Origin of the sequence: Clavibacter vidaverae (genome assembly GCF_047529985.1) — a bacterium.
GTDB classification, from domain to species: Bacteria; Actinomycetota; Actinomycetes; order Actinomycetales; family Microbacteriaceae; genus Clavibacter; species Clavibacter nebraskensis_A.
In genome coordinates this window covers 1,361,155-1,385,161 of record NZ_JBLJAM010000001.1, presented here as the reverse complement: position 1 = coordinate 1,385,161, position 24,007 = coordinate 1,361,155, and the positions used below count along the sequence as shown (strand labels likewise).

Sequence of the window (24,007 nt, the reverse complement as noted above, 5' to 3'; positions counted from 1 at the left end):
GAATGCCCGGGCGATGCGCCCGGTTGCACCCCCTGACCGCACGAACCGAGCACGAGAAGAGGACGCCCCATGGCCACCACCGAGCTGACCGCCGAGAACTTCGAGAGCATCGTCGACTCCAACGGCATCGTCGTCGTCGACTTCTGGGCCGACTGGTGCGGCCCCTGCAAGCAGTTCGCGCCCGTATTCGACAAGTCGAGCGAGAAGCACGCCGACATCGTCCACGGCAAGGTCGACACCGAGGCGCAGCAGTTCCTCGCGCAGCAGGCGAACATCTCCGCCATCCCGACGCTCATGATCTTCAAGGACCAGACGCTGATCTTCAGCCAGGCCGGCGCGCTCCCCGCCCCGGCCCTCGAGTCGCTCATCGAGGAGGTCCGCGCCGTCGACGTGGCCGCCCTCAAGGAGCAGGCCGCGGCCGAGGCCGCGCAGGCGACCCCGGGCGCGAGCGCGGACCCGACCGCGATCTGATCCGCACCCCGCGCCACGACGGCCCCTCCCCAGCCGGGAGGGGCCGTCGTCGTCCCCGCTCCCTGCACCGCCCCCGTCCCCACGGCGGGCCCCGGATACGATTGCCCCGATGACCTCCACCCCTCCCGCTCCCGCCGGATCGGCGCCCTCGGCCGGCGCGCTGGCCCCCGCCCTCGAGCGCCTCGGCACCGTCTTCGGGTACGACGCCTTCCGGGGCGACCAGCAGGAGATCGTCGAGCACGTCATCGGCGGCGGCGACGCCCTCGTGCTCATGCCCACGGGCGGCGGCAAGTCGCTCTGCTACCAGATCCCGAGCCTCGTCCGCGAGGGCACGGGCGTCGTCGTCTCGCCGCTCATCGCGCTCATGCAGGACCAGGTCGACGCCCTCCGCGCCGTCGGCGTCCGCGCCGCGTTCCTCAACTCCACGCAGGACCTCGAGACCAGCCGCGAGGTCGAGCGCGCCCTCCTCGACGGCGACCTCGACCTGCTCTACCTGGCGCCCGAGCGCCTCATCCTCGACCGCATGGGGCGCCTGCTCGACGAGGCCCGCATCGCCCTGTTCGCCATCGACGAGGCGCACTGCGTCTCCCAGTGGGGTCACGACTTCCGCAAGGACTACCTCGCGCTGTCCATGCTCCAGGAGCGCTGGCCCGAGGTGCCGCGCATCGCGCTCACCGCGACGGCCAACGAGGCCACGCACGCCGACATCACGGCGCGCCTGGGCCTCCAGGACGCGCGCCACTTCGTCTCCTCGTTCGACCGGCCGAACATCCGGTACCGCATCGTGCCCAAGGCCGAGCCGCGCAAGCAGCTGGTCGACCTCATCCGCAACGAGCACGCGGGCGACGCCGGCATCGTCTACTGCCTGAGCCGCAAGACCGTCGAGCAGACGGCCGAGGCGCTCAACAAGCAGGGGATCACCGCGCTGCCGTACCACGCGGGCCTCGACGCGGCCGTCCGCCAGCGCAACCAGGCGCGCTTCCTCCGCGAGGACGGCATCGTCATGTGCGCCACCATCGCGTTCGGCATGGGCATCGACAAGCCCGACGTGCGCTTCGTCGCCCACATCGACCTCCCGAAGTCCATTGAGGGGTACTACCAGGAGACCGGGCGCGCGGGCCGCGACGGCCTGCCGTCCACCGCCTGGCTCGCCTACGGCCTGCAGGACGTCGTGCAGCAGCGCCGCATGATCGACCAGTCCGAGGGCGACGCGCAGCACCGCCGCCGGCTGTCGCAGCACCTCGACGCGATGCTCGCGCTCTGCGAGACCGTCGGCTGCCGCCGCGTGCAGCTCCTCCGCTACTTCGGCGAGGAGACGGGTCCCTGCGGCAACTGCGACACGTGCCTCGAGCCCGTCGAGACGTGGGACGCCACGGTGCCGTCGCAGAAGCTGCTGTCCACCATCGTGCGGCTGCAGCGCGAGCGGAACCAGCGGTTCGGCGCGGCGCACCTCATCGACATCCTGCTCGGCAACGAGACCGACCGCGTCCGCCAGCAGGGCCACGACCAGCTGGCCACGTTCGGCATCGGCGGCGAGCTCACCGACGTGCAGTGGCGCGGCGTCGTGCGGCAGCTGCTCGCGCAGGGCCTCCTCGGCGTGAGCGACGACGGCTACGGCACGCTCGTCATCACCCCGGGCAGCGGCGACGTGCTCACCGGATCCCGCCAGGTGCCGATGCGGCAGGAGCCGGAGCGCATCGTGCGCGGCCGCGGCACCCGCACCACCCGCGCCAAGGGCGGCCAGGTGGTCGACCTCCCCGAGGAGGCGCAGGGCCTGTTCGAGGCGCTCCGCGCGTGGCGCTCCGAGCAGGCGAAGGAGCAGGGCGTGCCCGCGTACGTCGTGTTCGCCGACGTCACCCTGCGCGAGGTCGCGACCGTGCGCCCGCGCGATCTGGGGCAGCTCGCAGGCATCACCGGGGTCGGTCAGAAGAAGCTCGACACCTACGGCGAGGGCCTGCTCGCGGTCGTGGCAGCGGGATCCGCCGCAGCCGACTAGCCGCGAGGGCAGCGGCGGCGGGGAAGAGGGACCCGGTCCCGAGCCTCGAGGGCTGCGGGACCGAGCCGCGCACACGGCCGACTTTTACCCGAAGACCGGCCCGGCGCTGGCGGGACAGCTCACCCGAAGAGCTGTCGCCGTTGCCCACGATCGTACTGGTCCGACCGTCCGCCCCACGCGGGCTGTGGGCAGTCGGTGCGCGCGGCGTCACACGGTCCCGGTTCCGTCCGGTGCGCGTCACCGGGATGTAAACAGCGTGTAACGGGAGGACGCGGACGCATCATCGCCATTGCCAACACCCCTTCGCGTATTTGTAATATGTCACCTACCACCGGCCACCCGAGGCTGGGCGAGGGAGCGACATGGCAGGCAGCGGAGCAGGCGCGGACGACATCCGCGGGACGGCGCATCGTCCGGCCGTCCTCCCCTCCGCGGGATCGCGCCGGCCGCTCGGGGCGGGCGAGGTGACCCTCGAGGGCGGCCTGCTCGGCGCCTGGCAGGAGCGCAACCGCGACCGGACCATCCCGCACGCGATCCGGTCCCTGGCGGCCGCCGGCAACGTCGACGACCTGCGCGCCGCCGTGGACGGGCCCGGCGAGCGGCCCGTCCCGCGCTACCCGTTCCTCGACACCGACGTCTACAAGACCCTCGAGGGCGTCGCCTACGAGGTCGGCCGCGGATCCGCGAGCCCCGGGATGCGCGCGTTCATGGCCGAGGCGACGGACGTGCTCGAGCGCGTGCAGGCCGACGACGGCTACATCGGCTCCTTCGTGCAGCGGCCCGGATCCGACCGCACGCCGTGGTCCGACCTCGCCTGGGGCCACGAGCTCTACAACCTCGGCCACCTGATCCAGGCCGCCGTCGCCGACGCACGGCAGGGCGGCGACGGCCGTCTCCTCGCGGTGGCGCGCCGCTTCGCCGACGCCGCGGTGCGCGAGTTCGGTCCCGACGGCCGCGCCGAGGTCTGCGGCCACCCCGAGGTGGAGATGGCGCTCGTCGAGCTCTTCCGCGAGACGGGGGAGCGCGCGTACCTCGACCTCGCGTCCGCCTTCGTCGACCGGCGCGGGCACGGCACGGTCGCGACGCGGATCTTCCCCGCCGAGTACTTCCAGGACGCGCACCCCTTCCGCGAGATGCCGGCCGTCACGGGGCACGCGGTCCGCATGGCGTACCTGGCCGCGGGCGCGACGGACGTGGCCGTGGAGACGGGCGACGCCGAGCTGCTCGCCGCCTCCGTCCGCCTGTTCGACGACGCCGTGCGCACCCGCCTCTACGTCACGGGCGGGCTCGGCAGCCGCCACTCGGACGAGGCCGTCGGCGACGCGTACGAGCTGCCGAGCGAGCGCTCCTACAGCGAGACGTGCGCGGCGATCGCCGTGATGCAGTGGGCCTGGCGCCTGCACCTCGCGACGGGCGAACCCCGCTTCCTCGACACGTACGAGACCGTGCTGCTCAACGCCTACGCGGTGGGCCTCTCCGCCGACGGCACGGGCTTCTTCTACGACAACCCGCTCCAGCGCCGCCCCGACCACCACGCGCAGTCGGGCGCCGAGATCGAGGGCGAGCTGATGCGCCGCCCGTGGTTCACCTGCCCGTGCTGCCCGCCGAACATCGTGCGGTGGATGAGCGAGCTGCAGGACCACGTGGCGGTGCAGGACGGCGACGACATCGTGATCGCCCAGCCGGCCGCCTGCGTGATCCGCACCGCCGCGCTCGACGTGCGCGTGACCACGGACTACCCGTGGGACGGCGCCGTGCGCGTCGAGGTGCTGCGGGCATCCGTCGACACGAGCGGCATCGTGCTGCGCCGCCCCGGCTGGTGCCGCTCCGCGACCGCCGTCGTGTGGGCCGCCGACGGCGCCGTGGTCGACGTGGACGCGAAGGCCGACGACCGGTGGATCCGCGCCCGCCGCGCCTGGACCGCCGGCGACGTGCTCGAGGTCGGGCTCGACATGCCCGTGCGGGCCCTCGGATCCCACCCGCACCTCGACGCCACGCGCGGCACCCTCGCGGTGGCGCGCGGCCCGGTCGTGTTCGCCGTCGAGCAGGAGGACGCGGGCGCCCCCGTCGACGACCTGCTCCTCGACCCGCGCGACCTGGCGGGAGCGCGGCTCGTGCCGCTGCCGCTGGACGCCCCGTGGGGCCCGGCATCGGACGCGGACGACCCCGCGTCGGGCCGCGCCCTCGCTGTGCGCCTCCGCCGTGCGCTCCCCACGCCGGACGAGCTCTACCCCGAGGTCGTCCCCGGCACCACCGCCCGCGCCGCGTCGGCCGACCCCGTCGACGCCGTGCTCGTGCCCTACGCCCTCTGGGGCAACCGGGCGCCCGCGGCCATGCGGGTCTGGATCCGCGCGGCCGACACCGGCTGACCCGCCGACCGCGCGCGCGGCACCCGGATCCACCCGATCCGGGGCGATCGCGCGCACCTCCGCCACCCCTCATCCCTCCCATCGCACGACCCCGTCCGTCACTCCCCACCCGGTGCGCCTCGGCCGCCATCCACGAAACGAGAGTCCGATGAACAGACGAATCACCGCCGTCGGGCTGGCCGTCGCCGCCAGCCTCGCCCTCACGTCCTGCGCCGGAGCCGGAGGCAAGGCCGCCTCCGACGTCACCGGCCCGGCCGACACGGGCGGCACCGTCCAGGTCCTGCAGGTCGCGGACTTCGCGCATCTCGACCCCGAGATGGGCTACGACACGGGCAGCGCGAACCTGTACCGGCTCATCTACCGCACGCTCACGACGCCCACGGGCAAGGACGGCGCCACCATGGCGCCCGACCTGGCCACCGACACCGGGACCCCGAACGCCGACGCGACCGTGTGGACGTTCACGCTCAAGGACGGCCTCAAGTTCGAGGACGGCTCGCCCATCACGAGCGAGTCCGTGAAGTTCGGCGTCGAGCGCTCGTTCGACCCGGCGCTCGCCATCGGCACGCCCTACACGCGCCTCTACCTCGCGGGCGGCGATGCGTACAAGGGCCCGTACGAGGCGGGCGACCTCCCCTCCATCGAGACCCCGGACGAGAAGACCATCGTCTTCCACCTCAACCGCTCCGTCCCCGAGTTCTCGAGCGTCGCGGCGCAGAGCACGTTCACGCCGTTCCCCGCCGACAAGGAGAAGGTGACGGTCACGAGCATCGACCAGCAGCCGATCGCCTCCGGCCCGTACCGGGTGACCGAGCGCACCGTCGGATCCTCCCTCACCCTCGAGCGCAACCCCGAGTGGGACGCCTCCACCGACGAGGTGCGCACCGCGAAGCCCGACGGCTGGCACTTCACGAGCGGCCTCGACCAGGCCACCATCGACGAGCGCATGATCGCCGGCCAGGGCGACGACGCCAACGCCATCTCGGCCGGCATCACCGCGGCGTCGGTGGCCAGGATCCAGACCCCGCAGATCAAGGCGCGCACCGTGTCCGGCGACAACGGCTGCACGACCTACCTGTCGCTCAACATGACCAAGCCGCACCTCAGCGACCTCCGCGTGCGCCAGGCCATCGAGTACGCCGTGGACAAGAAGTCGCTCGCCGACGTCGCCGGCGGCCCCTCGATCGCCGAGCCCGCGTCGACGATGCTCACTCGCAGCGTCCCCGGCCACAAGGACTTCGACGTCTACCCGAGCACCGACAGCGCCGGCGACGTCGACAAGGCGAAGGCCCTGCTCGCGGAGGCGGGACTGCAGGACGGCTTCTCCGTCACCCTCGACGTGGCCGACACGACGAGCGCGAAGAAGGCGGCCGAGGCGCTGCAGCAGTCGCTCGGCAAGGTCGGGATCGACGTGCAGCTCAACATCCTCGACGCGTCCGCGTACAACGAGACGCTCGCGACGCCGTCGCAGCAGCACGACATGGCGGAGACGGGCTGGTGCCCGGACTGGAACTCGGCGAGCACGGTCCTGCCGGTGCTCTTCGACGGACGCCAGATCACCGAGAAGGGCAACAACAACAAGGCGCAGCTCAACGACGCGACCATCAACGCCCGCATCGACGAGATCTCCGCGATGACCGACCTCGCCGCGGCGGAGACCGCGTGGGGCGACCTCGACGAGCAGATCCAGCAGCTCGCGCCCGTGGTGCCGCTCCTCTACGGCCAGGCCGTGCTGGTCCTCGGCCAGAACGTCCGGAACGCGTACGCGTCGCCGGTCTACAACGGATCCCCGGACTTCGCCACCCTCGGCCTCCACACGGGGAAGTAGGCGGTGACCGCCACGCTCCAGGGCGCCTCGGCGCCCGACGCGACCTCCCCGTACCCGACGGGACGGCCGCCCGCCGTCACGCCGACGAAGCGGGTGGTCGCGGCCCTCCGGTCGAAGCCGTCCGTCATCGCCAGCGCCGTCTTCGTCGTGCTGGTCCTGGTGCTCGCGGTGTTCGCGCCGCTCCTGTCCGGGATCACCGGCTGGGGTCCCACGACCTTCGACGCGACGGCCGTGGACCCCGTCCTCGGCGGCCTGCCCGTCGGGCCGTTCGGCGGCGTGAGCGCGTCCCACTGGTTCGGCGTCGAGCCGCAGAACGGGCGCGACATCTTCGCCCGGATCGCCTACGGCGCCCGGGTGTCCATGCTCATCGCGGTCTCCGCCACGGTCGTCACCACGACCGTCGGCGTGGTCCTCGGCATGGTCGCCGGCTACTTCGGCGGGATCGTCGACCAGATCGTGTCGCGGGTCATGGACTTCCTCATGGCCTTCCCGGCGCTCATCTTCATGATCGCGATCCTGTCGGCGCTACCGGCGGGCAACCGGCCGGCGCTGCTCGTCGTGGTGCTCAGCATCTTCGGCTGGCCGTACACGGCGCGCATCGTGCGCGGCCAGACCATGACGATCCGCACGCGCGACTTCGTGGAGGCCGCGCGCGCATCCGGCGCCTCGTCGATGCGCGTGGTCTTCCGGGAGGTGCTGCCGAACCTGCGCGGCACGATCATCGTGCTGACCACGCTGTCGGTGCCGGGCTACATCGGCACCGAGGCGGGCCTGTCCTTCCTCGGCGTGGGCGTGCTGCCGCCGACACCGTCGTGGGGGCAGATGATCGCCGACTCGGTGGCCTGGTACACGGTGGATCCCGCGTACTTCATCGTTCCGGGCTCGTTCCTCTTCCTCACGGTGCTGTCGTTCACGGTCTTCGGCGACCACCTCCGCACCGCGCTCGAGCAGGGGGAGGCGGCATGATCGGCTACCTCGTCCGCCGCGCCGGATCCGCGCTGATCGTGCTCGCGCTCATCAGCCTGTTCACCTACATGATCTTCTTCCTGCTCCAGCCGGACCCCGCCGTCACCATCTGCGGCAAGACCTGCACGCCGGACAAGATCGACTCCATCCGCCAGCTCCTCGGGCTCGACCGGCCGTTCTGGGCGCAGTACGGCGACTTCCTCGCCGGGATCTTCACGGGCCGCACGTACGGCGACGGCCCGACGGCGATCCAGTGCGCGGCGCCCTGCCTCGGCTTCAGCTTCCAGACGCAGCAGTCCGTGCTCGACATGATGGTGACCCGGCTGCCCGTGAGCGCCACGCTCGCGGTCGGCGCCGCGGTCCTCTGGGTCGTCTTCGGCGTGGCCGGCGGCCTGGTCAGCGCGATCAAGCAGGGCACCGTGTGGGACCGGGCCGCGATGACGGCGGCACTCACCGGGATCAGCGTGCCGACGTACTTCGCGGCGCTGATCCTGCAGTACGTGCTGGTCGTGCAGCTGCAGATCCTGCCGTTCCCGCAGTCCGTGGACTTCGGCGACGACCCCGTCGTGTGGCTGGAGTCGTACATCATGCCGTGGATGGTGCTCGCGCTCGGCTACGCGGCCGTGTACGCGCGGATCGTGCGGGCCAACGTGATCGACACCCTGCAGGAGGACTACCTGCGCACCGCGCGGGCCAAGGGCCTGTCGGCCGCGCTCGTGATCCGCCGCCATGCGCTCCGGCCGTCGCTCACGCCCGTCGTCACCCTGTTCGGCATGGACTTCGCCGGGCTGCTCGGCGGGGCCCTGATCACCGAGACCGTCTTCGGCCTCAACGGCGTCGGCAAGCTCGCGGCCGACTCCATCGCCAAGAACGACCAGCCCGTCATCATGGGCGTCACGCTCCTCGCCGCGGCCTTCGTGGTCGTCGGGAACGTGGTCGTCGACGTGCTGTACACCGTGCTCGACCCCCGAGTGAGGATCACCGCGTGACCACGACAGAGACGCATCGAACGCCCGCCCGCGCCGTCCCCGGGACCCCGCTGCTCGAGGTCGAGCACCTCACGATCGCGTTCCCCACCTCGCGGGGACCGGTGGAGGTGGTGACGGACCTCTCCTTCCGCGTGGAGCCGGACAGCACCCTCGGCATCGTGGGGGAGTCGGGCTCCGGCAAGTCGATGACCTCGCTCGCCGTGATGGGGCTCGTGCCCCGCGGCGGGAAGGTCACCGGCAGCATCAAGCTCGCGGGCGAGGAGCTCGTCGGCCGCTCCGACCGGGAGCTGCGCGCGATGCGGGGCGACCGCATGGCCATGGTGTTCCAGGATCCGCTCTCCTCGCTCAACCCCTACTTCACGGTGGGGCTGCAGATCGAGGAGGCGTACCGGGCCCACCGGCCCGGCTCGCGGAAGGCCGTGCGGTCGCGGGTGGTCGACGCCCTGGAGCGCGTCGGCATCAAGGAGGCCGGCACGCGCGTCGACCACTACCCGCACCAGTTCTCCGGCGGGATGCGGCAGCGCATCATGATCGCGATGGCGCTGTGCCTCGAGCCCGAGCTGCTCATCGCCGACGAGCCGACCACCGCGCTCGACGTGACGGTGCAGGCGCAGATCCTCGACCTGCTCCGCTCCATCCGCGCGGAGACGGGGATGGGGATGCTCGTCATCACGCACGACCTCGCCGTCGTGTCCTCCCTCGCCGACGAGGTGCTCGTCATGCAGGGCGGGCACCGCGTGGAGAGCGGCACCACGGAGCGCGTGTTCACCGCGCCGGAGGATCCGTACACGCACGCCCTGCTCGAGGCGATCCCCCGCATCGACGCCGCCTACGACCGCCTGACGACGGGATCCGCCTCATGAGCACGCACCACTCCACCGCCCCGACGCCCGAGCCCTTCCTCTCCGCACGCGACCTCGTCAAGGAGTACGTGACGCGCGGCGGCCGCGGGCTCCGGCCGCCCGTGCGCCGCTTCCGCGCGGTCGACGGCGTGAGCCTCGACGTGCCGACCGGGCAGACGCTCTCCATCGTGGGGGAGTCCGGATCCGGCAAGTCGACGACCGCGCGCATCGTCGCGCACCTGCTCGACCCCACCTCCGGCACGTTCGCGCTGAAGGGCGAGGACATGACGCATGCGTCCGGCGCGCGGCTGCGGGAGTTCCGGCGGCAGGTGCAGGTGGTGTTCCAGGATCCGGCGTCGTCGCTCAACCCGCGGCACACGGTGGAGCAGATCATCAGCGCGCCCCTGCGGTACCAGGGCATCACGACCCCGGGCGGGCACGGGAAGCTCGTGCGCGACCTGCTCGACCGCGTGGGCCTCAACCCCGACCACGCGCAGCGCTACCCGGCGCAGTTCTCGGGCGGCCAGTGCCAGCGCATCGGGATCGCCCGGGCGCTCGCCGTGAGCCCGGGCCTCATCGTGTGCGACGAGGCGGTCTCCGCGCTCGACGTGACGGTGCAGGCGCGCGTCATCGCGCTGCTGCGCGACCTGCAGCGCGAGCGCGGGCTCAGCTACGTGTTCATCGCGCACGACCTCGCCGTGGTGCGGCAGCTCTCCGACCGGGTCGCCGTGATGAGCTCCGGGAAGGTCGTGGAGGAGGGGACGCGCGACGACGTGTTCGAGCGGCCGCAGCACCCGTACACGCGGTCGCTGCTCGACGCCGTGCCGCGCATCGACCCCGAGTGGGACCGCCGGCGCTCCGCCGCGCGGGAGGCCGCGGGGCTCGCCCCGGGATCCCTCGGCACGGGCGCGGTGCGCACGGCGGACGGGTCGGCCGCGTGATCGTCGGATCCGCGACCGTCCCCGGCGTGCACGTCACCGACCACGAGATCGAGGTCCCGCTCGACTGGGCGGCGGCGCGCGCGGGCGAGCCCACCGCGACGATCACGGTGTTCGCCCGCGAGCTGGTCGCCCCCGACCGACGCGGCGACGACCTGCCCGCGCTCCTCTACCTCCAGGGCGGACCGGGCGGGAAGTCGCCGCGCGTCCTCGACGACGGCGGCTGGATCGGGCACGCCCTCCGCACGCACCGCGTGGTGCTCCTCGACCAGCGCGGCACCGGGCGGAGCACGCCCGTCACCGCGCGCACCATGCTGCGCTTCGGCGACGACCACGCGTCCGCCGCCCGGTACCTGGCGCTCTTCCGCGCCGACTCGATCGTGCAGGACGCGGAGGCGCTCCGGCAGCACCTCGAGGGCGGGCGCCGCTGGTCGACGCTCGGCCAGAGCTACGGCGGGTTCCTCACCCTCACCTACCTGTCCCAGGCCCCCGAGGCGCTGTCGGCCTGCTACGTGACGGGCGGGCTGGCCTCGCTGGATCCGGACGCCGAGGAGGTGTACCGCCGCACCTACCCCCGGGCGGCCGCCAAGAACGCCGGGCACCACGCGCGCTATCCGAGCGACGCGGGGATCCTGTCGCGCCTCGCCGACCGGCTCGCGGCCGGCGACGTGATCCTGCCCGACGGCGACGTCCTCACGGTCCGGCGCCTGCAGACCATCGGCATCGACCTCGGCATGGCGCCCGGGCGGGAGCGGATCCACGCGCTGCTCGACGAGGCGCTCGACGACCGCGGCGAGCCCACCGACGTGCTGCTGGCCGAGGTCATGCGCCTCACGTCGTACGCGGCGAACCCGCTGTTCGCCGCGATGCAGGAGAGCATCTACGCGTCCGGCACCCGCCCCGCCACGGCGTGGGCCGCCGAGCGCGAGCGCGGCCGGCACCCGGCGTTCGCGCCCGACGCCCGGCCGCTGCTGCTCACCGGCGAGATGATGTACCCCTGGATGTTCGAGGAGATCCGGCTGCTGCGCCCCTTCCGCGGCGCGGTCGAGGAGATGGCCCGCCGCGACGACTGGCCCGAGCTCTACGACCCGGCCCGGCTCGCCGCCAACGAGGTGCCGCTCGCCGCCGCGATCTACCACGACGACATGTACGTGGACGCGGGGCTGCAGCAGGACACGGTCGCGCGCGTCGGGAACGCCCGCGCCTGGATCACGAACGAGCACGAGCACGACGGCCTGGGGGCGCCCGGCGTCCTCGGCCGGCTGATGGACACGATCGCCCGCGATGGAGGAGGCCTGCCCCGATGACCGACACGACCCACGACACGACCCCGGCGGCTCCGGCGGCTCCGGCTGCCGACGACCGCCGCCCGCCCCGCCTCGCCGAGGTGCCCGCGTTCCGCGAGCTCATGGCCGGCGGGTGGATCACGCCCGACCGCACGCCGTCGACCGTGCCCGGCGCCGTCGAGGCCGCCGCCGCGCACCGCGCCCGGCTGAGCGCGGCGATGCCCGGCGTCACGATGGCCGTCGTGAGCGGCTACGCGCCCACCCGCAACGACGACTGCCGCTACGCCTTCCGCGCCGACAGCGACTTCGTGTGGCTGACGGGCGTGCAGATCGAGGGCGCCGTGCTCGTGCTGCACGCGGTGCCGGGCGGCCACGACGCCGTGCTGCATGTGCCCGCGCCCGCGCACCCGGGCGACCCGCGCTTCTTCTCCGACGCCGACCACGGCGAGCTGTGGGTCGGTCCCGCGCCCGCGCACGCCGACTGGCAGGCCGTGCTCGGGATCCCGGTGCGCGACCCCGACCGCCTCGCGCGCGACCTCGCCGGCGTCCGCGACGTGCGCCGCGCGGGCGCGGTCACGGGCGTCCCGTCCGCGCTCGCCGACGTGCCGCGCGACCCCGCCCTCGTGGCGGCGATCGGCGAGCTGCGCGTGATCAAGGACGCGTGGGAGATCCAGGAGCTGCGCCGCGCGGTCGACGACACGGTCGAGGGCTTCGCCGAGGTCGTCCGGGCGATCCCGGAGGCCCGGGCCCACGGCGGCGAGCGCTGGCTGCAGGGCACCTTCGACCGGCACGCGCGCACGGTCGGCAACGGTCCCGGCTACGCCACCATCGTGGGCGGCGGCGGCCACGCGACGATCCTGCACTGGGTGCGCTGCGACGGGCCGCTCCGCGACGGCGAGCTGGTGCTGCTCGACATGGGCGTGGAGGCGCGGAGCCTCTACACGGCCGACGTCACCCGCACGATCCCCGTCTCCGGCACGTTCACGCCCGAGCAGCGGCTCGTGCACGACGTCGTGGAGCGCGCCCACCGCGCCGGCCTCGACGCCGTCGCGCCCGGGCGCCCGCTCGTCGACTTCCACCACGCGTCCATGGAGGTGGTCGCGCAGGGGCTGCACGACCTCGGGATCCTGCCCGTCTCGGTCGACGAGGCGCTGTCCCCGTCGGGGCAGCACCACCGGCGCTGGCTGGTGTGCGGCATCGGGCACCACCTCGGCCTCGACGTGCACGACTGCTCGGGTGCCGGGACCGCCGCGTACGCCCGCGAGGTGGAGGCGGGCATGGTGCTGACGGTCGAGCCGGGCCTCTACTTCCCGCCGGACGACGGGATGGTACCGCCCGAGCTCCGGGGCATCGGCGTGCGGATCGAAGACGATATCGTGGTGACGCAGACGGGGTCCGACGTGCTGTCGGACACGCTGCCGATCGATGCCCGGGGCCTGGAGTCCTGGATGCGCGAGCAGGGGACCCCGTCCTGACCCGAGGAGGAGGACCCGCGTGAGCCTCTCCGCACTGCGTCCCGCACCGCCCCGCGCGAGCCTGCGCGAGCACGTGCACCAGGCCCTGTCCGCGGCCATCGTCTCCGGCGAGCTGGAGCCCGGCACGCTCATCACGGTGCCGACGCTCGCGGTGCGCTTCGACGTCTCCGCGACGCCCGTGCGCGAGGCGATGCTCGAGCTCGAGAAGCGCGGGTTCGTCGAGACCGTCCGCAACAAGGGCTTCCGCGTCACCGCGGTGAGCGACGAGGAGCTCGGCCACCTCGTGCAGGTGCGCCAGCTCCTCGAGGCGCCGGCCATGGAGCGGCTCGCGGGGCGCGTCCCCGACGGCGAGCTGCCCGACCTGGAGGCGCTCGCCGACCGGATCGAGCAGGGCGCGCGCGACGGCGACCTCCGCGCGTACCTCGAGGCCGACCAGGAGTTCCACCTCTCCCTCACGCGCATGCTCGGCAACCCCGTGCTCACGGAGTCGATCGCCGACCTCCGCTCCCGCACGCGCCTCGTCGGCCTCGCGTCGATGAAGGAGAGCAGCCTCCTGGACGCGTCGGCCGCCGAGCACCACGAGCTGCTGCGGGCGCTCGTCTCGGGTGACGGCGGGGCCGCGCACGAGCTCATGGTGCGCCACATCCGCCACGCCACGGGCTGGTGGGCGGGACGCGGCGAGGGCGACGACGCGGACGAGGACGCCGCGCGTCCCGCGGGCTCCCGCGCCTGATCCGCGCTCCGTGTCCCGGCGCTTCCCCTCCGCCACGATGTGTGACATATTACTGTCACCGCCGACAACCGCCGCCCATCGAGGGCGCTCCGAGACGTGAGACGAGGGACCGCATGACGCGTCACGTGGTCGTCGTCGGGGGAGGCATCGTCGGGGCCGCGTGCGCCCGGTCGCTCGCCCGGGCGGGGATCCGCGTCACGGTCGTCGAGCGGGCCGCCGTCGCCTCCGGCACGAGCGCGCAGGGCGAGGGCAACATCCTCGTCTCCGACAAGGGCCCGGGCGCGGAGCTGGAGCTCGCGCAGCTGGCCGCCCGCCGCTGGCCCGAGGTCGCCGCCGAGCTCGCGGACGAGCTGGGCGACGCGCTCCCGTCCATCGAGTACGAGCCCAAGGGCGGGCTCGTCGTCACGACCACCGACGAGGGCGCGGATCCGCTCCTCGCCTTCGCGGCCGGCCAGCGCTCCGCGGGCGTCGACGCGATCCCCGTGGACGTGCGCCGCGCGCTCGAGCTCGAGCCGTGGCTGAACCCCGCGATCACCGCGGCCGTGCACTACCCCGAGGACGCGCAGGTGCAGCCCGCCATCGCGACCGAGGCGCTCGCGGCGTCGGCCCGGCGCGCGGGAGCCGTCGTGCGCACGGGCGTCGAGGTCATCGGGCCCCTGCTCGACGCCGACGGCGCGCTCCGCGGCGTGCGCACCACCGCGGGCGACATCCCGGCCGACGACGTGCTGGTCGCCGCGGGTCCCTGGTCGGGCGAGGTCGCGCGCGCCCTCGGCGTCGAGCTGCCCGTGCTGCCGCGGCGCGGGGTCGTGCTCGTGACGACGCGCATGCCGCACCGGATCCGGCACAAGGTCTACGACGGCGACTACGTGGGCGCGGTCGGATCCGGCGACGGCGCCCTGCAGACCTCGGGCGTCGTGGAGTCCACGCCGTCGGGGACGGTGCTCATCGGATCCAGCCGCGAGCGCGTGGGCTTCGACGCGTCGCTGCGCGTGGCCGTGCTCGAGGAGCTCGCCGCGAAGGCCGTGCGGCTCTTCCCCTTCCTCGCCGACGCGAACGCCATGCGCTCCTACGGCGGCTTCCGGCCGTACCTGCCCGACCACCTGCCCGTCGTCGGGCCGGATCCGCGGCTGCCCGGCCTCTGGCACGCGAGCGGGCACGAGGGCGCCGGGATCGGGCTGTCGATCGCGACCGCCGACCTCGTCGCCGACCTCATGACCGGATCCGCGCCCGCGCTCGACGTGCGGCCCTTCTCGGTCGCGCGCGCCTCGCTCGGGCTCGCGATGCCCGGTGCCGTGGCGCCCGACCCGCAGGGGGTGCGCGCATGACGCCCAGGCGCGTGGATCCGGCGCGCGACCCCGTGCGCCCCGGGCCCGCGGAGGCCGTCCGCTTCACCGTGGACGGGGATCCCGTCGAGGGCGTGCGCGGCCAGACCATCGCGGGCGCGCTGCTCGCCTCGGGCACGCTCGCCTGGCGCACGACCGCGAGCGCCGGCCGTCCGCGCGGCGTCTTCTGCGGGATCGGCGTGTGCTTCGACTGCACCGTCACCGTGAACGGCCTGCCCGACGTGCGCGCCTGCCAGCGCCGCGCGGTCGAGGGCGACGTCGTGGAGACGGGTCCCGGCGCGACCTTGCCCGACGCCGATGCGGCGGGGGACGCGTCGTGAGCGCCGCGGGCGACCGGCGGCACGTCGTCGTGGTGGGCGCGGGACCGGCCGGGCTCGCCGCCGCCGTCGCCGCGCGCGGTCGGCGCGCGCGCGTCACGCTGCTCGACGCGTCCGATGAGCTGGGCGGCCAGTACTGGCGGCACCTGCCGGCGTCGCGGCCCGCCGCGCGCGAGCGGATCCTGCACCACGGCTGGGACGCGTTCACCGCGCTCCGCGAGCGGCTCGCGGCCGACGACGGCTGCGCGATCGTCACGGGCGCGCAGGTGTGGGCGATCGAGCGCCCGGCGGAGGGCGCCGTCTCCGCGGCCGTCGTGCATGTGCTCGTCGGCCAGGTCGACGGATCCCGCCGCGAGCCCCTCACCCTCCGCCCGGACGCGCTCGTGCTCGCGACCGGCGCGCACGACCGCACGCTGCCCTTCCCCGGCTGGGACCTGCCGGGCGTCTTCACCGCGGGCGCCGCGCAGGCGCTCGCGAAGGGCGAGCGCGTGGCGATCGGCGACCGGGTGGTCGTCGCCGGCGCCGGCCCCTTCCTCCTGCCCGTCGCCGTCTCGCTCGTGCAGGCGGGGGCGCGCGTCGTCGGGATCCACGAGGCCGCGCGCGTGCCGGCGCTCGCCCGAGGCTGGCTGCGGGATCCCCTCGGCCTCGCCCGCGCGCCGCACAAGGCCGCCGAGCTCGCGGGCTACGTGTCCGTGCTGGCGCGCGAGCGGATCGGGTACGCCACCGGCAGCGCGGTCGTCGCCGCGCACGGCACCGACCGCGTCGAGGCCGTCACCGTGCAGCGGCTCGACGCGTCGTGGGCGCCGATCCCGGGCACCGAGCGGCGGATCGCCGTGGACGCCGTGTGCGTCGGCCACGGGTTCACGCCGCGGCTCGAGCTGCCGATCGCGGCGGGCTGCCGCATCGGGGCCGACCGCTTCGTCGAGGTCGACGCGTCGCAGGTCGCCGGACCCGCGGGCGTCTACGCCGCCGGCGAGATCACGGGCATCGGGGGAGTGGACCAGGCGCTCGCGGAGGGCGAGGTCGCCGGGCACTGCGCCGCGGGCGGATCCCCGACCGACGCCGCCGTCGCCCCCGCCGTCCGCCGCCGGGCGGTCGCGCACGACGTGGCCGGGCGCATCGAGGCCGCGCACGGGATCCGCCCGGGCTGGACCGGCTGGCTCCGCGACGACACGCTCGCCTGCCGCTGCGAGGAGGTGCCCGTCGGGCGGATCCGTCAGACCGCCCGCGCCGCCTCCTCCACCGACCTCCGCTCCATGAAGCTCGCGACGCGCGCCGGCCTCGGCATCTGCCAGGGCCGCGTGTGCGGGCGGACCGTCGAGGAGCTGCTCGCCGCGGAGGCGCCGGCGTGCGGATCCGCGGCGCCCGGCCCCGGCTCCGACCGCCGCCCGATCGCCTCGCCCGTGCGCCTCGGCGAGCTCGCCGCCGCCTACGACCGCCGCGACGCCGGACCCCCGTCCCTCGCCGCGGCCGCGCCCGGCGTCGACGACCCGCCGCCCGGCGACGCCGCCTCCCCGACCACCCCCGCACCCCCCAGCACCACCGACCGGAAGGACACGCCATGACCGCACCCGCCCTGGACCTCGGAGGCGTCGTCGTCGCCACCACGCTGCCGTTCCGCGAGGACGCGTCGGCCCCCGCCGGCCTCGCCGTCGACTACGACGCGTACGCCGCGCACTGCGACTGGCTCATGGCGAACGGCTGCCGCGGCGTCGGCCCGAACGGATCCCTCGGCGAGTACTCCTCGCTCACCGACGAGGAGCGCCGGAAGGTCGTGCAGGTCGCGGTCGAGACCGTGGGCGACCGCGGGATCGTCGTCGCGGGCGTGCACGGCGTCGGCTGGCACCAGGCGAAGAAGTGGGCCGAGATCGCGGCCGAGGACGGCGCCGACGGCGTGCTCCTCCTGCCGCCCACCATCTACCGGGCGAGCGACGACGAGGTCGTCGAGCACTACGCGCGCGTCGACGAGGTGGGCCTGCCGATCATGGCCTACAACAACCCGTTCGACACCAAGGTCGACCTCACGCCGCAGCTCCTCCAGCGCCTCGACGCGCTCGAGAACGTGGTGGCGATCAAGGAGTTCTCGGGCGACATCCGGCGCGTGACGGAGATCCAGGACCTCACGGGCCTCGACGTCATCGCGGGCGCCGACGACCTGCTGCTCGAGTCGCTCATCATGGGCGCCGTCGGCTGGTTCGCCGGCTACCCGAACGCGTTCCCGCGCGAGGCCGTCGAGCTGTACGGGCTCGCGACGAGCGGCCGGATCGACGAGGCGAAGGCGCTGTACCAGCACCTCGTGCCCGTGTTCCGCTGGGACTCGCGCACCGAGTTCGTGCAGGCCATCAAGCTGTCGATCGACGTGGCCGGCGAGAGCACGGGCGGCCCCACGCGTCCGCCGCGCGCGCCGCTGCCCGCCGCGATCGCCGAGCAGGTCACGCGCGACACGCGCCGCGCGCTCGACCACCTCGCCGGGCGCTGATCCGCGGATGAGGTCCTCCCGCGTCTTCCACGCCGTCGACTCGCACACCGAGGGCATGCCGACCCGCGTCGTCACGAGCGGGTTCGGCGTGATCCCCGGCGCGACCATGAACGAGCGCCGCCTCCATCTCATCGAGCACCTCGACCACCTGCGGCTCCTCCTCATGACCGAGCCGCGCGGGCACGCGGCGATGAGCGGCGCGATCCTGCAGCCGCCCACGCGCGACGACTGCGACTGGGGCGTCCTCTACATCGAGGTGTCCGGCTGCCTGCCGATGTGCGGCCACGGCACCATCGGCGTCGCGACCGTGCTGGTGGAGACCGGGCTCGTGGAGGTGCAGGAGCCGGTGACGACGATCCGGCTCGACACCCCGGCCGGGCTCGTGATCGCGCGGGTCGACGTGGAGGACGGGCGTGCGGCCTCGGTCACGATCGAGAACGTGCCCTCCTACGTGGAGCGGCTCGACGCCTCGATCGAGGTGCCCGGCTACGGCACCGTGCCGTACAGCCTCGCGTTCGGCGGCAACTTCTACGCGGTCGTCGAGCTCGACGCGCTGGGGCTGCCGTTCGACCGGGAGCGGCAGCAGGAGATCCTCGCGGCCGGGCTCGCGATCATGGGCGCGGTGAACGAGCAGGACGCGCCCTCGCACCCCGAGATCTCGGGCGTCGACCACTGCCATCACGTGGAGTTCCTCGCGCCCGGATCGGACGCGCGGCTCTCGCGGCACGCCATGGCCATCCACCCCGGCTGGTTCGACCGCTCGCCGTGCGGCACCGGCACGTCCGCGCGCATGGCCGAGCTGTGGGCGCGGGGCGAGCTGGCGGTGGGCGACGAGTTCGTCAACGAGTCGTTCATCGGCAGCCGCTTCACCGGCCGGATCCTGCGGGAGACGACCGTCGCCGGCCGGCCCGCCGTCGTCCCCGCCATCACCGGGCGCGCGTGGATCACCGGCATGGGGCAGTACCTGCTGGATCCCACCGACCCGTTCCCGAGCGGCTTCCGCTTCTAGCCCGGCGCGCACCACCGAAGAGGAGAGACATGACCCCGCACGAGACCGATCCGACCACCGACCCGACCGTCGCCGCGACCGTGGACGCCGTCGCCGCGCGCGCCGCCGCGGCCGCCGCGCCGCTCGCCGCCCTCGCGCCGGCCGTCCGCGCCCGCGCGCTCGAGGCGGTCGCCGACGCGCTCGAGGCGATCCGCCCCGAGCTGCTGCCGGTGGCCGAGCGGGAGACCGCGCTCGCGCCCGGCCGCCTCGCCGGCGAGCTGACCCGCACGACCGTGCAGCTGCGGATCCTCGCGGCCGCCACCCGCGACGGCCGCTACCTGGACGCGCGCATCGACCACGCGGACCCGGAGGCGGCGCCCACCCCGCGCCCCGACATCCGCCGGTACCTCGTGCCCGTCGGACCCGTGCTCAACTTCGCCGCGTCGAACTTCCCGTTCGCCTTCTCGGTCGCGGGCGGTGACACGGCGTCGGCGCTCGCGGTGGGCTGCCCGGTGGTCGTGAAGGCGCACCCCGGCCACCCCGAGCTGTCGCGCCGGGTCGCCGCGGCCGCGTCCGCCGCGCTCGTCGCCGCCGGGCTCCCCGAGGGCACGCTGCAGCTCGTCGAGGGTGAGGAGGCGGGGCTCGCGATGCTGCGCGACCCGCGGATCCGCGCCGCCACCTTCACGGGATCGCTCCGCGCCGGCCGCTTCCTCGCCGACGTCGCCGCGGCCCGCGCCGACCCCATCCCGTTCTTCGGCGAGCTGGGCAGCGTCAACCCCGTCGTCATCACCGAGCGCGCGGCCGCCGAGCGCGGCGAGGGCATCGCGCGCGCCCTCGTGGCGAGCGCCGCCGGATCCGCCGGGCAGCTCTGCACCGCGCCCGGCATCGTGCTGATCCCCGCGGGCCACGGCCTCGACGCCGTGCTCGCCGAGGAGGCCGGCGCCGTCGCGCCGCACGGCATGCTGAACGCCAAGATCGCGGAGGGCTACGCCGACGGCCGGGTCGCCGCGATCGCGGTCGACGGCGTGCGCCTCGTCGCCGAGGGCCGCGCGCCCGCGGGCTCCGACGGATCCGTGACCCCCACCGTCGCCGCCGTCTCCCTCGCGGACTTCCAGGCCGCGGGCGACGCGCTCCGGCACGAGGTCTTCGGGCCGTTCGCGCTGCTCGTGGAGTACCCCGCGGGCACCGACCTCGCCGAGCTCGCCGCCCGCACCTTCTCGGGCGAGCTGACCGCGAGCGTCCACCTCGGGGAGGGCGAGGCCGACGAGGCCGCGGCGGAGCTGATCCGCGTGCTCGCCGCGCGCGCCGGCCGCGTGCTCGTCGACGCCTGGCCCACGGGCGTCTCCGTCACCGACGCCCAGCAGCACGGCGGACCCTGGCCCGCCACCACGCTCGACCGCGGCACGAGCGTCGGCACGGCTTCGCTCGACCGGCTCCTCCGCGGCGTCGCCTTCCAGGGGGTGCCCGACGCGCTCCTGCCGGAGCCCGTGCGCACCGCGAACCCGTGGGGCGTGCCGCAGCGGGTGAGCGCGCGCGGCGCCCGCGCGTAGGCCGATCCGCACCGGGGCTGAGGGTTCCCACAACCTCCGCCCACCCGCCGCGGGAGCGCGTTGGAGGCCCGCGACGTGTTTTTCGGCGGGTGGAGGATCCGTGCATAGCGTGGCCGGTGCCGGCAGGGACGCCGGCGCAGGCGACGGCACGGAGGATCCATGGTCGACACGGCGGCACGAGGACGCACCACCCGCGGCACGAGGGGACGAGGCCCCGTCGCGGGACCGCAGGACGGCGGCGCACCCCGCGAGGGCGCGCTCCGCGAGGCGGGCGTCCCCGTCGCGGGCGCCGTCGACGCCGAGGTCGCGCAGGACCTCGACCGCACCGACGGACGCGCGGACACGGGGGCCGGTCCGCGCGTCGACGTCGCCTCCCTCGGGCGGATCCTGCTCGGCCGCTGGGCCGACGTCCGCACGTCGTCCCGCGAGCTGACCAGCCGTCCCGAGCTGCACCGCGTCGAGGGGCTCGACATGCACCAGCACCGGGCGCGCGTCACGGAGCAGCTGAAGGTGCTGGTCGAGCACGGCGGCGTGCACCGCGCGTTCCCCAGGATCGTCGGCGGGCTCGAGGACCACGGCGGCAACATCGCGGGCTTCGAGGAGCTCGTGGCCGCGGATCCGTCGCTGCAGATCAAGGCCGGCGTGCAGTGGGGCCTGTTCGGCTCCGCGGTTATGCACCTCGGCACCGAGCGCCACCACCGGGACCTGCTGCCCGGGATCATGTCGCTCGAGACGCCCGGCGCGTTCGCGATGACGGAGACCGGGCACGGATCCGACGTCGCCAGCATCGGCACCACGGCCACCTACGACCCGGAGACGGGAGAGTTCGACCTGCACACCCCGTTCCGGGCGGCGTGGAAGGACTACCTCGGCAACGCGGCGGTCGACGGCCGCGCGGCGACGGTGTTCGCGCAGCTCGTGACCCAGGGCGTGAACCACGGCGTCCACTGCTTCTTCGTGCCGCTCCGCGACGAGACCGGCGCGTTCCTGCCCGGCGTCGGCGGCGAGGACGACGGCCTCAAGGGCGGGCTCAACGGGATCGACAACGGCCGCCTGCACTTCGACCACGTGCGCGTGCCGCGCGCGAACCTCCTCAACCGCTACGGCGACGTGGCCGCGGACGGCACGTACTCCTCGGACATCGCGAGCCCCGGCCGCCGCTTCTTCACGATGCTCGGCACGCTCGTGCAGGGGCGCGTCTCGCTCGACGGGGCGGCGACGAGCGCCGCGAAGATCGCGCTGCAGATCGCCGTGACCTACGGCAACGAGCGCCGCCAGTTCGTCGCGGGCGGCACCGACGAGGAGGTGCTGCTCGACTACCAGCGCCACCAGCGTCGGCTGATCCCGCGCATCGCCACCACCTACGCCGCGTCCTTCGCGCACGAGAAGCTCCTCGGCCAGTTCGACTCGGTCTTCTCCGGCGCCACCGACACCGACGAGGACCGGCAGGACCTCGAGACCCTCGCGGCCGCGCTCAAGCCGCTCAGCACCTGGCACGCGCTCGACACGATCCAGGAGGCGCGCGAGGCGTGCGGCGGCCAGGGCTTCCTCGCCGAGAACCGCCTCGTCGGCCTCCGCGCCGACCTCGACGTCTACGCGACCTTCGAGGGTGACAACACCGTGCTCCTCCAGCTCGTCGCCAAGCGCCTGCTGACCGACGTCAACCGCCGGTTCGCGAAGGCCGACTTCGGGGTGCTCGCGCGCTACGCGGTCGAGCAGGCCGCGGATCGCACGCTGCGCTCGACCGGGCTCCGCACGCTCGGTCAGGCGCTGGCGGATCGCGGATCCACCGCCCGCTCCGTCGGCCAGCTCCGCGAGACGGACACGCAGCGCGCGCTGCTGACCGGACGCGTGGAGACCATGGTGGGCGAGATCGCGACCGCGCTCCGGGCCACCCGGAAGATGCCGCCGGCCGAGGCCGCCGCCCTCTTCAACCGGCACCAGCACGCGCTCATCGAGGCGGCCCGCGCGCACGCGCAGCTGCTGCAGTGGGAGGCGTTCACCGAGGCGCTGGATCCCGCGTCGGAGACCGGCCGTGCCATGGACGACGGCACGCTCCGGATCCTCACCTGGACCCGCGACCTGTTCGGCCTCCGCCTCATCGAGGAGGACCTGGCCTGGTACCTCATCCACGGCCGCATCAGCGCGCCGCGCGCCCGGGCCGTGACGGCCTACATCGACCGGCTCGTCGCGCGCCTGCGCCCGCACGCGCAGGACCTCGTGGACTCCTTCGGCTACACGCCCGCGCACGTGCGCGCGGCGGTGGCCTCCGGCGAGGAGCGGGACCGCCAGGACGAGGCGCGCGCGTACCGGGACGCCCGGATCGCCGACGGCTCCGCGCCGCGCATGGAGAAGAGCGAGAAGAAGAAGAGGTAGCGCGGGCTGTGATGCGCGGCCGCGGGCGCCGCACGACGCCCCCGTAGGCTCGGGGGATGCGCAGCCTCTTCCCCGAGATCGACCCGTACGACACCGGCATGCTCGACGTGGGCGACGGCCAGCTCCTCTACTGGGAGACCTCGGGGAACCCCGACGGCATCCCCGTCGTGTTCCTCCACGGCGGGCCCGGCGGCGGCACGAGCCCGACCCACCGGCGCCTGTTCGACCCGGCGCGCTACCGCATCGTCCTCGTCGACCAGCGCGGCTGCGGCCGCAGCACCCCGCACGTCTCCGAGCCCTCGGCCGACCTCTCCGTGAACACCACGTGGCACCTCGTCGCCGACCTCGAGCGGCTGCGCGAGCACCTCGGCGTCGAGCGCTGGCTCGTGTTCGGCGGATCCTGGGGCTCGACCCTCGCGCTCGCGTACGCCGAGACGCACGCGAGCCGCGTGACCGGCCTCATCCTCCGCGGCATCTTCACCCTGCGCGCGAGCGAGCTCGACTGGTTCTACGAGGGCCCCGCCGGCATGGTCTACCCGGACGGCTGGGAGGCGTTCACCGCGCCCGTGCCCGGCGTCGAGCGCGGCGGGATCATCGCGGCCTACGCGCGGCTGCTCGCGGATCCCGACCCCCAGGTGCACGGACCGGCCGCCGTCGCCTGGAGCACGTGGGAGGCGTCGGGCATCACGCTGCTGCCGAAGCCCGAGGTGGTGGCGCGCTTCGCCGAGCCGACGTACGCGCTCGCGTTCGCCCGCATCGAGAACCACTACTTCATGCACGGCGGGTGGATGGAGGACGGCCAGCTGATCCGCGATGCGCACCTGCTCCGCGGGATCCCGACGGAGATCGTGCAGGGCCGCTACGACATGTGCACCCCGCCCGCGACCGCGTGGGACCTGCACCGGGCGCTGCCCGAGGCGCGCTTCACGATGGTGCCGGACGCGGGGCACGCGTTCGACGAGCCGGGGATCCTCGACGCGCTCATCGCGGCGACCGAGCGCGCGGCGGACCGGCTGGGGGCCGCGGGCGCCTGATCGGGCGACGGCCAGGGCCCGTCGGCG

19 protein-coding genes are annotated in these 24,007 nt (G+C 74.3%); all 19 read left to right on the top strand.

Going from position 1 to position 24,007, the window contains the following annotated elements; all coding sequences use genetic code 11:
• The first annotated feature begins 69 nt into the window (after nucleotides 1–69).
• The 19 genes from trxA (at nucleotide 70) to pip (ending at nucleotide 23,980) form a co-directional block, all read left to right on the top strand.
• Nucleotides 70–471 carry a thioredoxin gene (trxA, locus tag ACMT9T_RS06315; protein WP_012037481.1) on the top strand — a complete coding sequence of 134 codons (402 nt, stop codon included), beginning with the start codon at nucleotides 70–72 and terminating at the stop codon, nucleotides 469–471.
• 109 nt (nucleotides 472–580) lie between these two features.
• Nucleotides 581–2,467, top strand: a complete 1,887-nt coding sequence (recQ, locus tag ACMT9T_RS06310; RefSeq protein ID WP_414744740.1) for a DNA helicase RecQ — start codon at nucleotides 581–583, stop codon at nucleotides 2,465–2,467.
• Between the two features lie 362 nt (nucleotides 2,468–2,829).
• A complete protein-coding gene (locus tag ACMT9T_RS06305) occupies nucleotides 2,830–4,836 on the top strand; it encodes a glycoside hydrolase family 127 protein (RefSeq protein WP_414744739.1) in 2,007 nt (668 codons plus the stop codon).
• Between the two features lie 148 nt (nucleotides 4,837–4,984).
• On the top strand, nucleotides 4,985–6,664 hold the full coding sequence (locus ACMT9T_RS06300; RefSeq protein WP_414744738.1) for an ABC transporter substrate-binding protein: 1,680 nt from the start codon (nucleotides 4,985–4,987) through the stop codon (nucleotides 6,662–6,664).
• A 3-nt stretch (nucleotides 6,665–6,667) separates the two neighbouring features.
• A complete protein-coding gene (locus ACMT9T_RS06295) occupies nucleotides 6,668–7,630 on the top strand; it encodes an ABC transporter permease (protein ID WP_414744737.1) in 963 nt (320 codons plus the stop codon).
• Nucleotides 7,627–8,619, top strand: a complete 993-nt coding sequence (locus ACMT9T_RS06290; RefSeq protein ID WP_414744736.1) for an ABC transporter permease — start codon at nucleotides 7,627–7,629, stop codon at nucleotides 8,617–8,619. Before ACMT9T_RS06295 ends, ACMT9T_RS06290 begins: the two co-directional genes overlap by 4 nt.
• Entirely contained in the window at nucleotides 8,616–9,482 is an 867-nt protein-coding gene (locus ACMT9T_RS06285) for an ABC transporter ATP-binding protein (RefSeq protein ID WP_414744735.1), read from the top strand. The genes ACMT9T_RS06290 and ACMT9T_RS06285 overlap by 4 nt, the downstream gene beginning before the upstream one ends.
• Nucleotides 9,479–10,402 (top strand): ATP-binding cassette domain-containing protein, encoded by a 924-nt coding sequence (locus tag ACMT9T_RS06280; RefSeq protein ID WP_414744734.1) that lies wholly within the window; start codon nucleotides 9,479–9,481, stop codon nucleotides 10,400–10,402. Before ACMT9T_RS06285 ends, ACMT9T_RS06280 begins: the two co-directional genes overlap by 4 nt.
• Nucleotides 10,399–11,706, top strand: a complete 1,308-nt coding sequence (locus ACMT9T_RS06275; RefSeq protein ID WP_414744733.1) for an alpha/beta fold hydrolase — start codon at nucleotides 10,399–10,401, stop codon at nucleotides 11,704–11,706. Before ACMT9T_RS06280 ends, ACMT9T_RS06275 begins: the two co-directional genes overlap by 4 nt.
• Entirely contained in the window at nucleotides 11,703–13,160 is a 1,458-nt protein-coding gene (locus tag ACMT9T_RS06270; protein ID WP_414744732.1) for an aminopeptidase P family protein, read from the top strand. The genes ACMT9T_RS06275 and ACMT9T_RS06270 overlap by 4 nt, the downstream gene beginning before the upstream one ends.
• Nucleotides 13,161–13,179: 19 nt before the next feature.
• Nucleotides 13,180–13,893 (top strand): GntR family transcriptional regulator, encoded by a 714-nt coding sequence (locus ACMT9T_RS06265; protein WP_414744731.1) that lies wholly within the window; start codon nucleotides 13,180–13,182, stop codon nucleotides 13,891–13,893.
• Between the two features lie 77 nt (nucleotides 13,894–13,970).
• The gene (locus ACMT9T_RS06260) at nucleotides 13,971–15,218 is read left to right on the top strand and encodes an NAD(P)/FAD-dependent oxidoreductase (RefSeq protein WP_414745862.1); all 1,248 of its coding nucleotides are present in this window, start codon (nucleotides 13,971–13,973) and stop codon (nucleotides 15,216–15,218) included.
• Nucleotides 15,215–15,556, top strand: coding sequence for a (2Fe-2S)-binding protein (locus ACMT9T_RS06255; RefSeq protein ID WP_414744730.1), 342 nt, complete (start codon nucleotides 15,215–15,217; stop codon nucleotides 15,554–15,556). Before ACMT9T_RS06260 ends, ACMT9T_RS06255 begins: the two co-directional genes overlap by 4 nt.
• Nucleotides 15,553–17,118: an FAD/NAD(P)-dependent oxidoreductase gene (locus ACMT9T_RS06250; protein ID WP_414744729.1), complete on the top strand. Its 1,566-nt coding sequence runs from the start codon at nucleotides 15,553–15,555 to the stop codon at nucleotides 17,116–17,118. Before ACMT9T_RS06255 ends, ACMT9T_RS06250 begins: the two co-directional genes overlap by 4 nt.
• Nucleotides 17,115–18,032, top strand: a complete 918-nt coding sequence (locus ACMT9T_RS06245; RefSeq protein WP_414744728.1) for a dihydrodipicolinate synthase family protein — start codon at nucleotides 17,115–17,117, stop codon at nucleotides 18,030–18,032. The genes ACMT9T_RS06250 and ACMT9T_RS06245 overlap by 4 nt, the downstream gene beginning before the upstream one ends.
• Nucleotides 18,033–18,039: 7 nt before the next feature.
• On the top strand, nucleotides 18,040–19,041 hold the full coding sequence (locus tag ACMT9T_RS06240) for a proline racemase family protein (protein ID WP_414744727.1): 1,002 nt from the start codon (nucleotides 18,040–18,042) through the stop codon (nucleotides 19,039–19,041).
• Nucleotides 19,042–19,070: 29 nt separating this feature from the next.
• Nucleotides 19,071–20,570 (top strand): aldehyde dehydrogenase (NADP(+)), encoded by a 1,500-nt coding sequence (locus ACMT9T_RS06235; protein WP_414744726.1) that lies wholly within the window; start codon nucleotides 19,071–19,073, stop codon nucleotides 20,568–20,570.
• Between the two features lie 159 nt (nucleotides 20,571–20,729).
• Nucleotides 20,730–22,946, top strand: a complete 2,217-nt coding sequence (locus tag ACMT9T_RS06230; protein ID WP_414744725.1) for an acyl-CoA dehydrogenase family protein — start codon at nucleotides 20,730–20,732, stop codon at nucleotides 22,944–22,946.
• Between the two features lie 56 nt (nucleotides 22,947–23,002).
• Entirely contained in the window at nucleotides 23,003–23,980 is a 978-nt protein-coding gene (gene pip, locus ACMT9T_RS06225) for a prolyl aminopeptidase (RefSeq protein ID WP_414744724.1), read from the top strand.
• Nucleotides 23,981–24,007 lie beyond the last annotated feature (27 nt).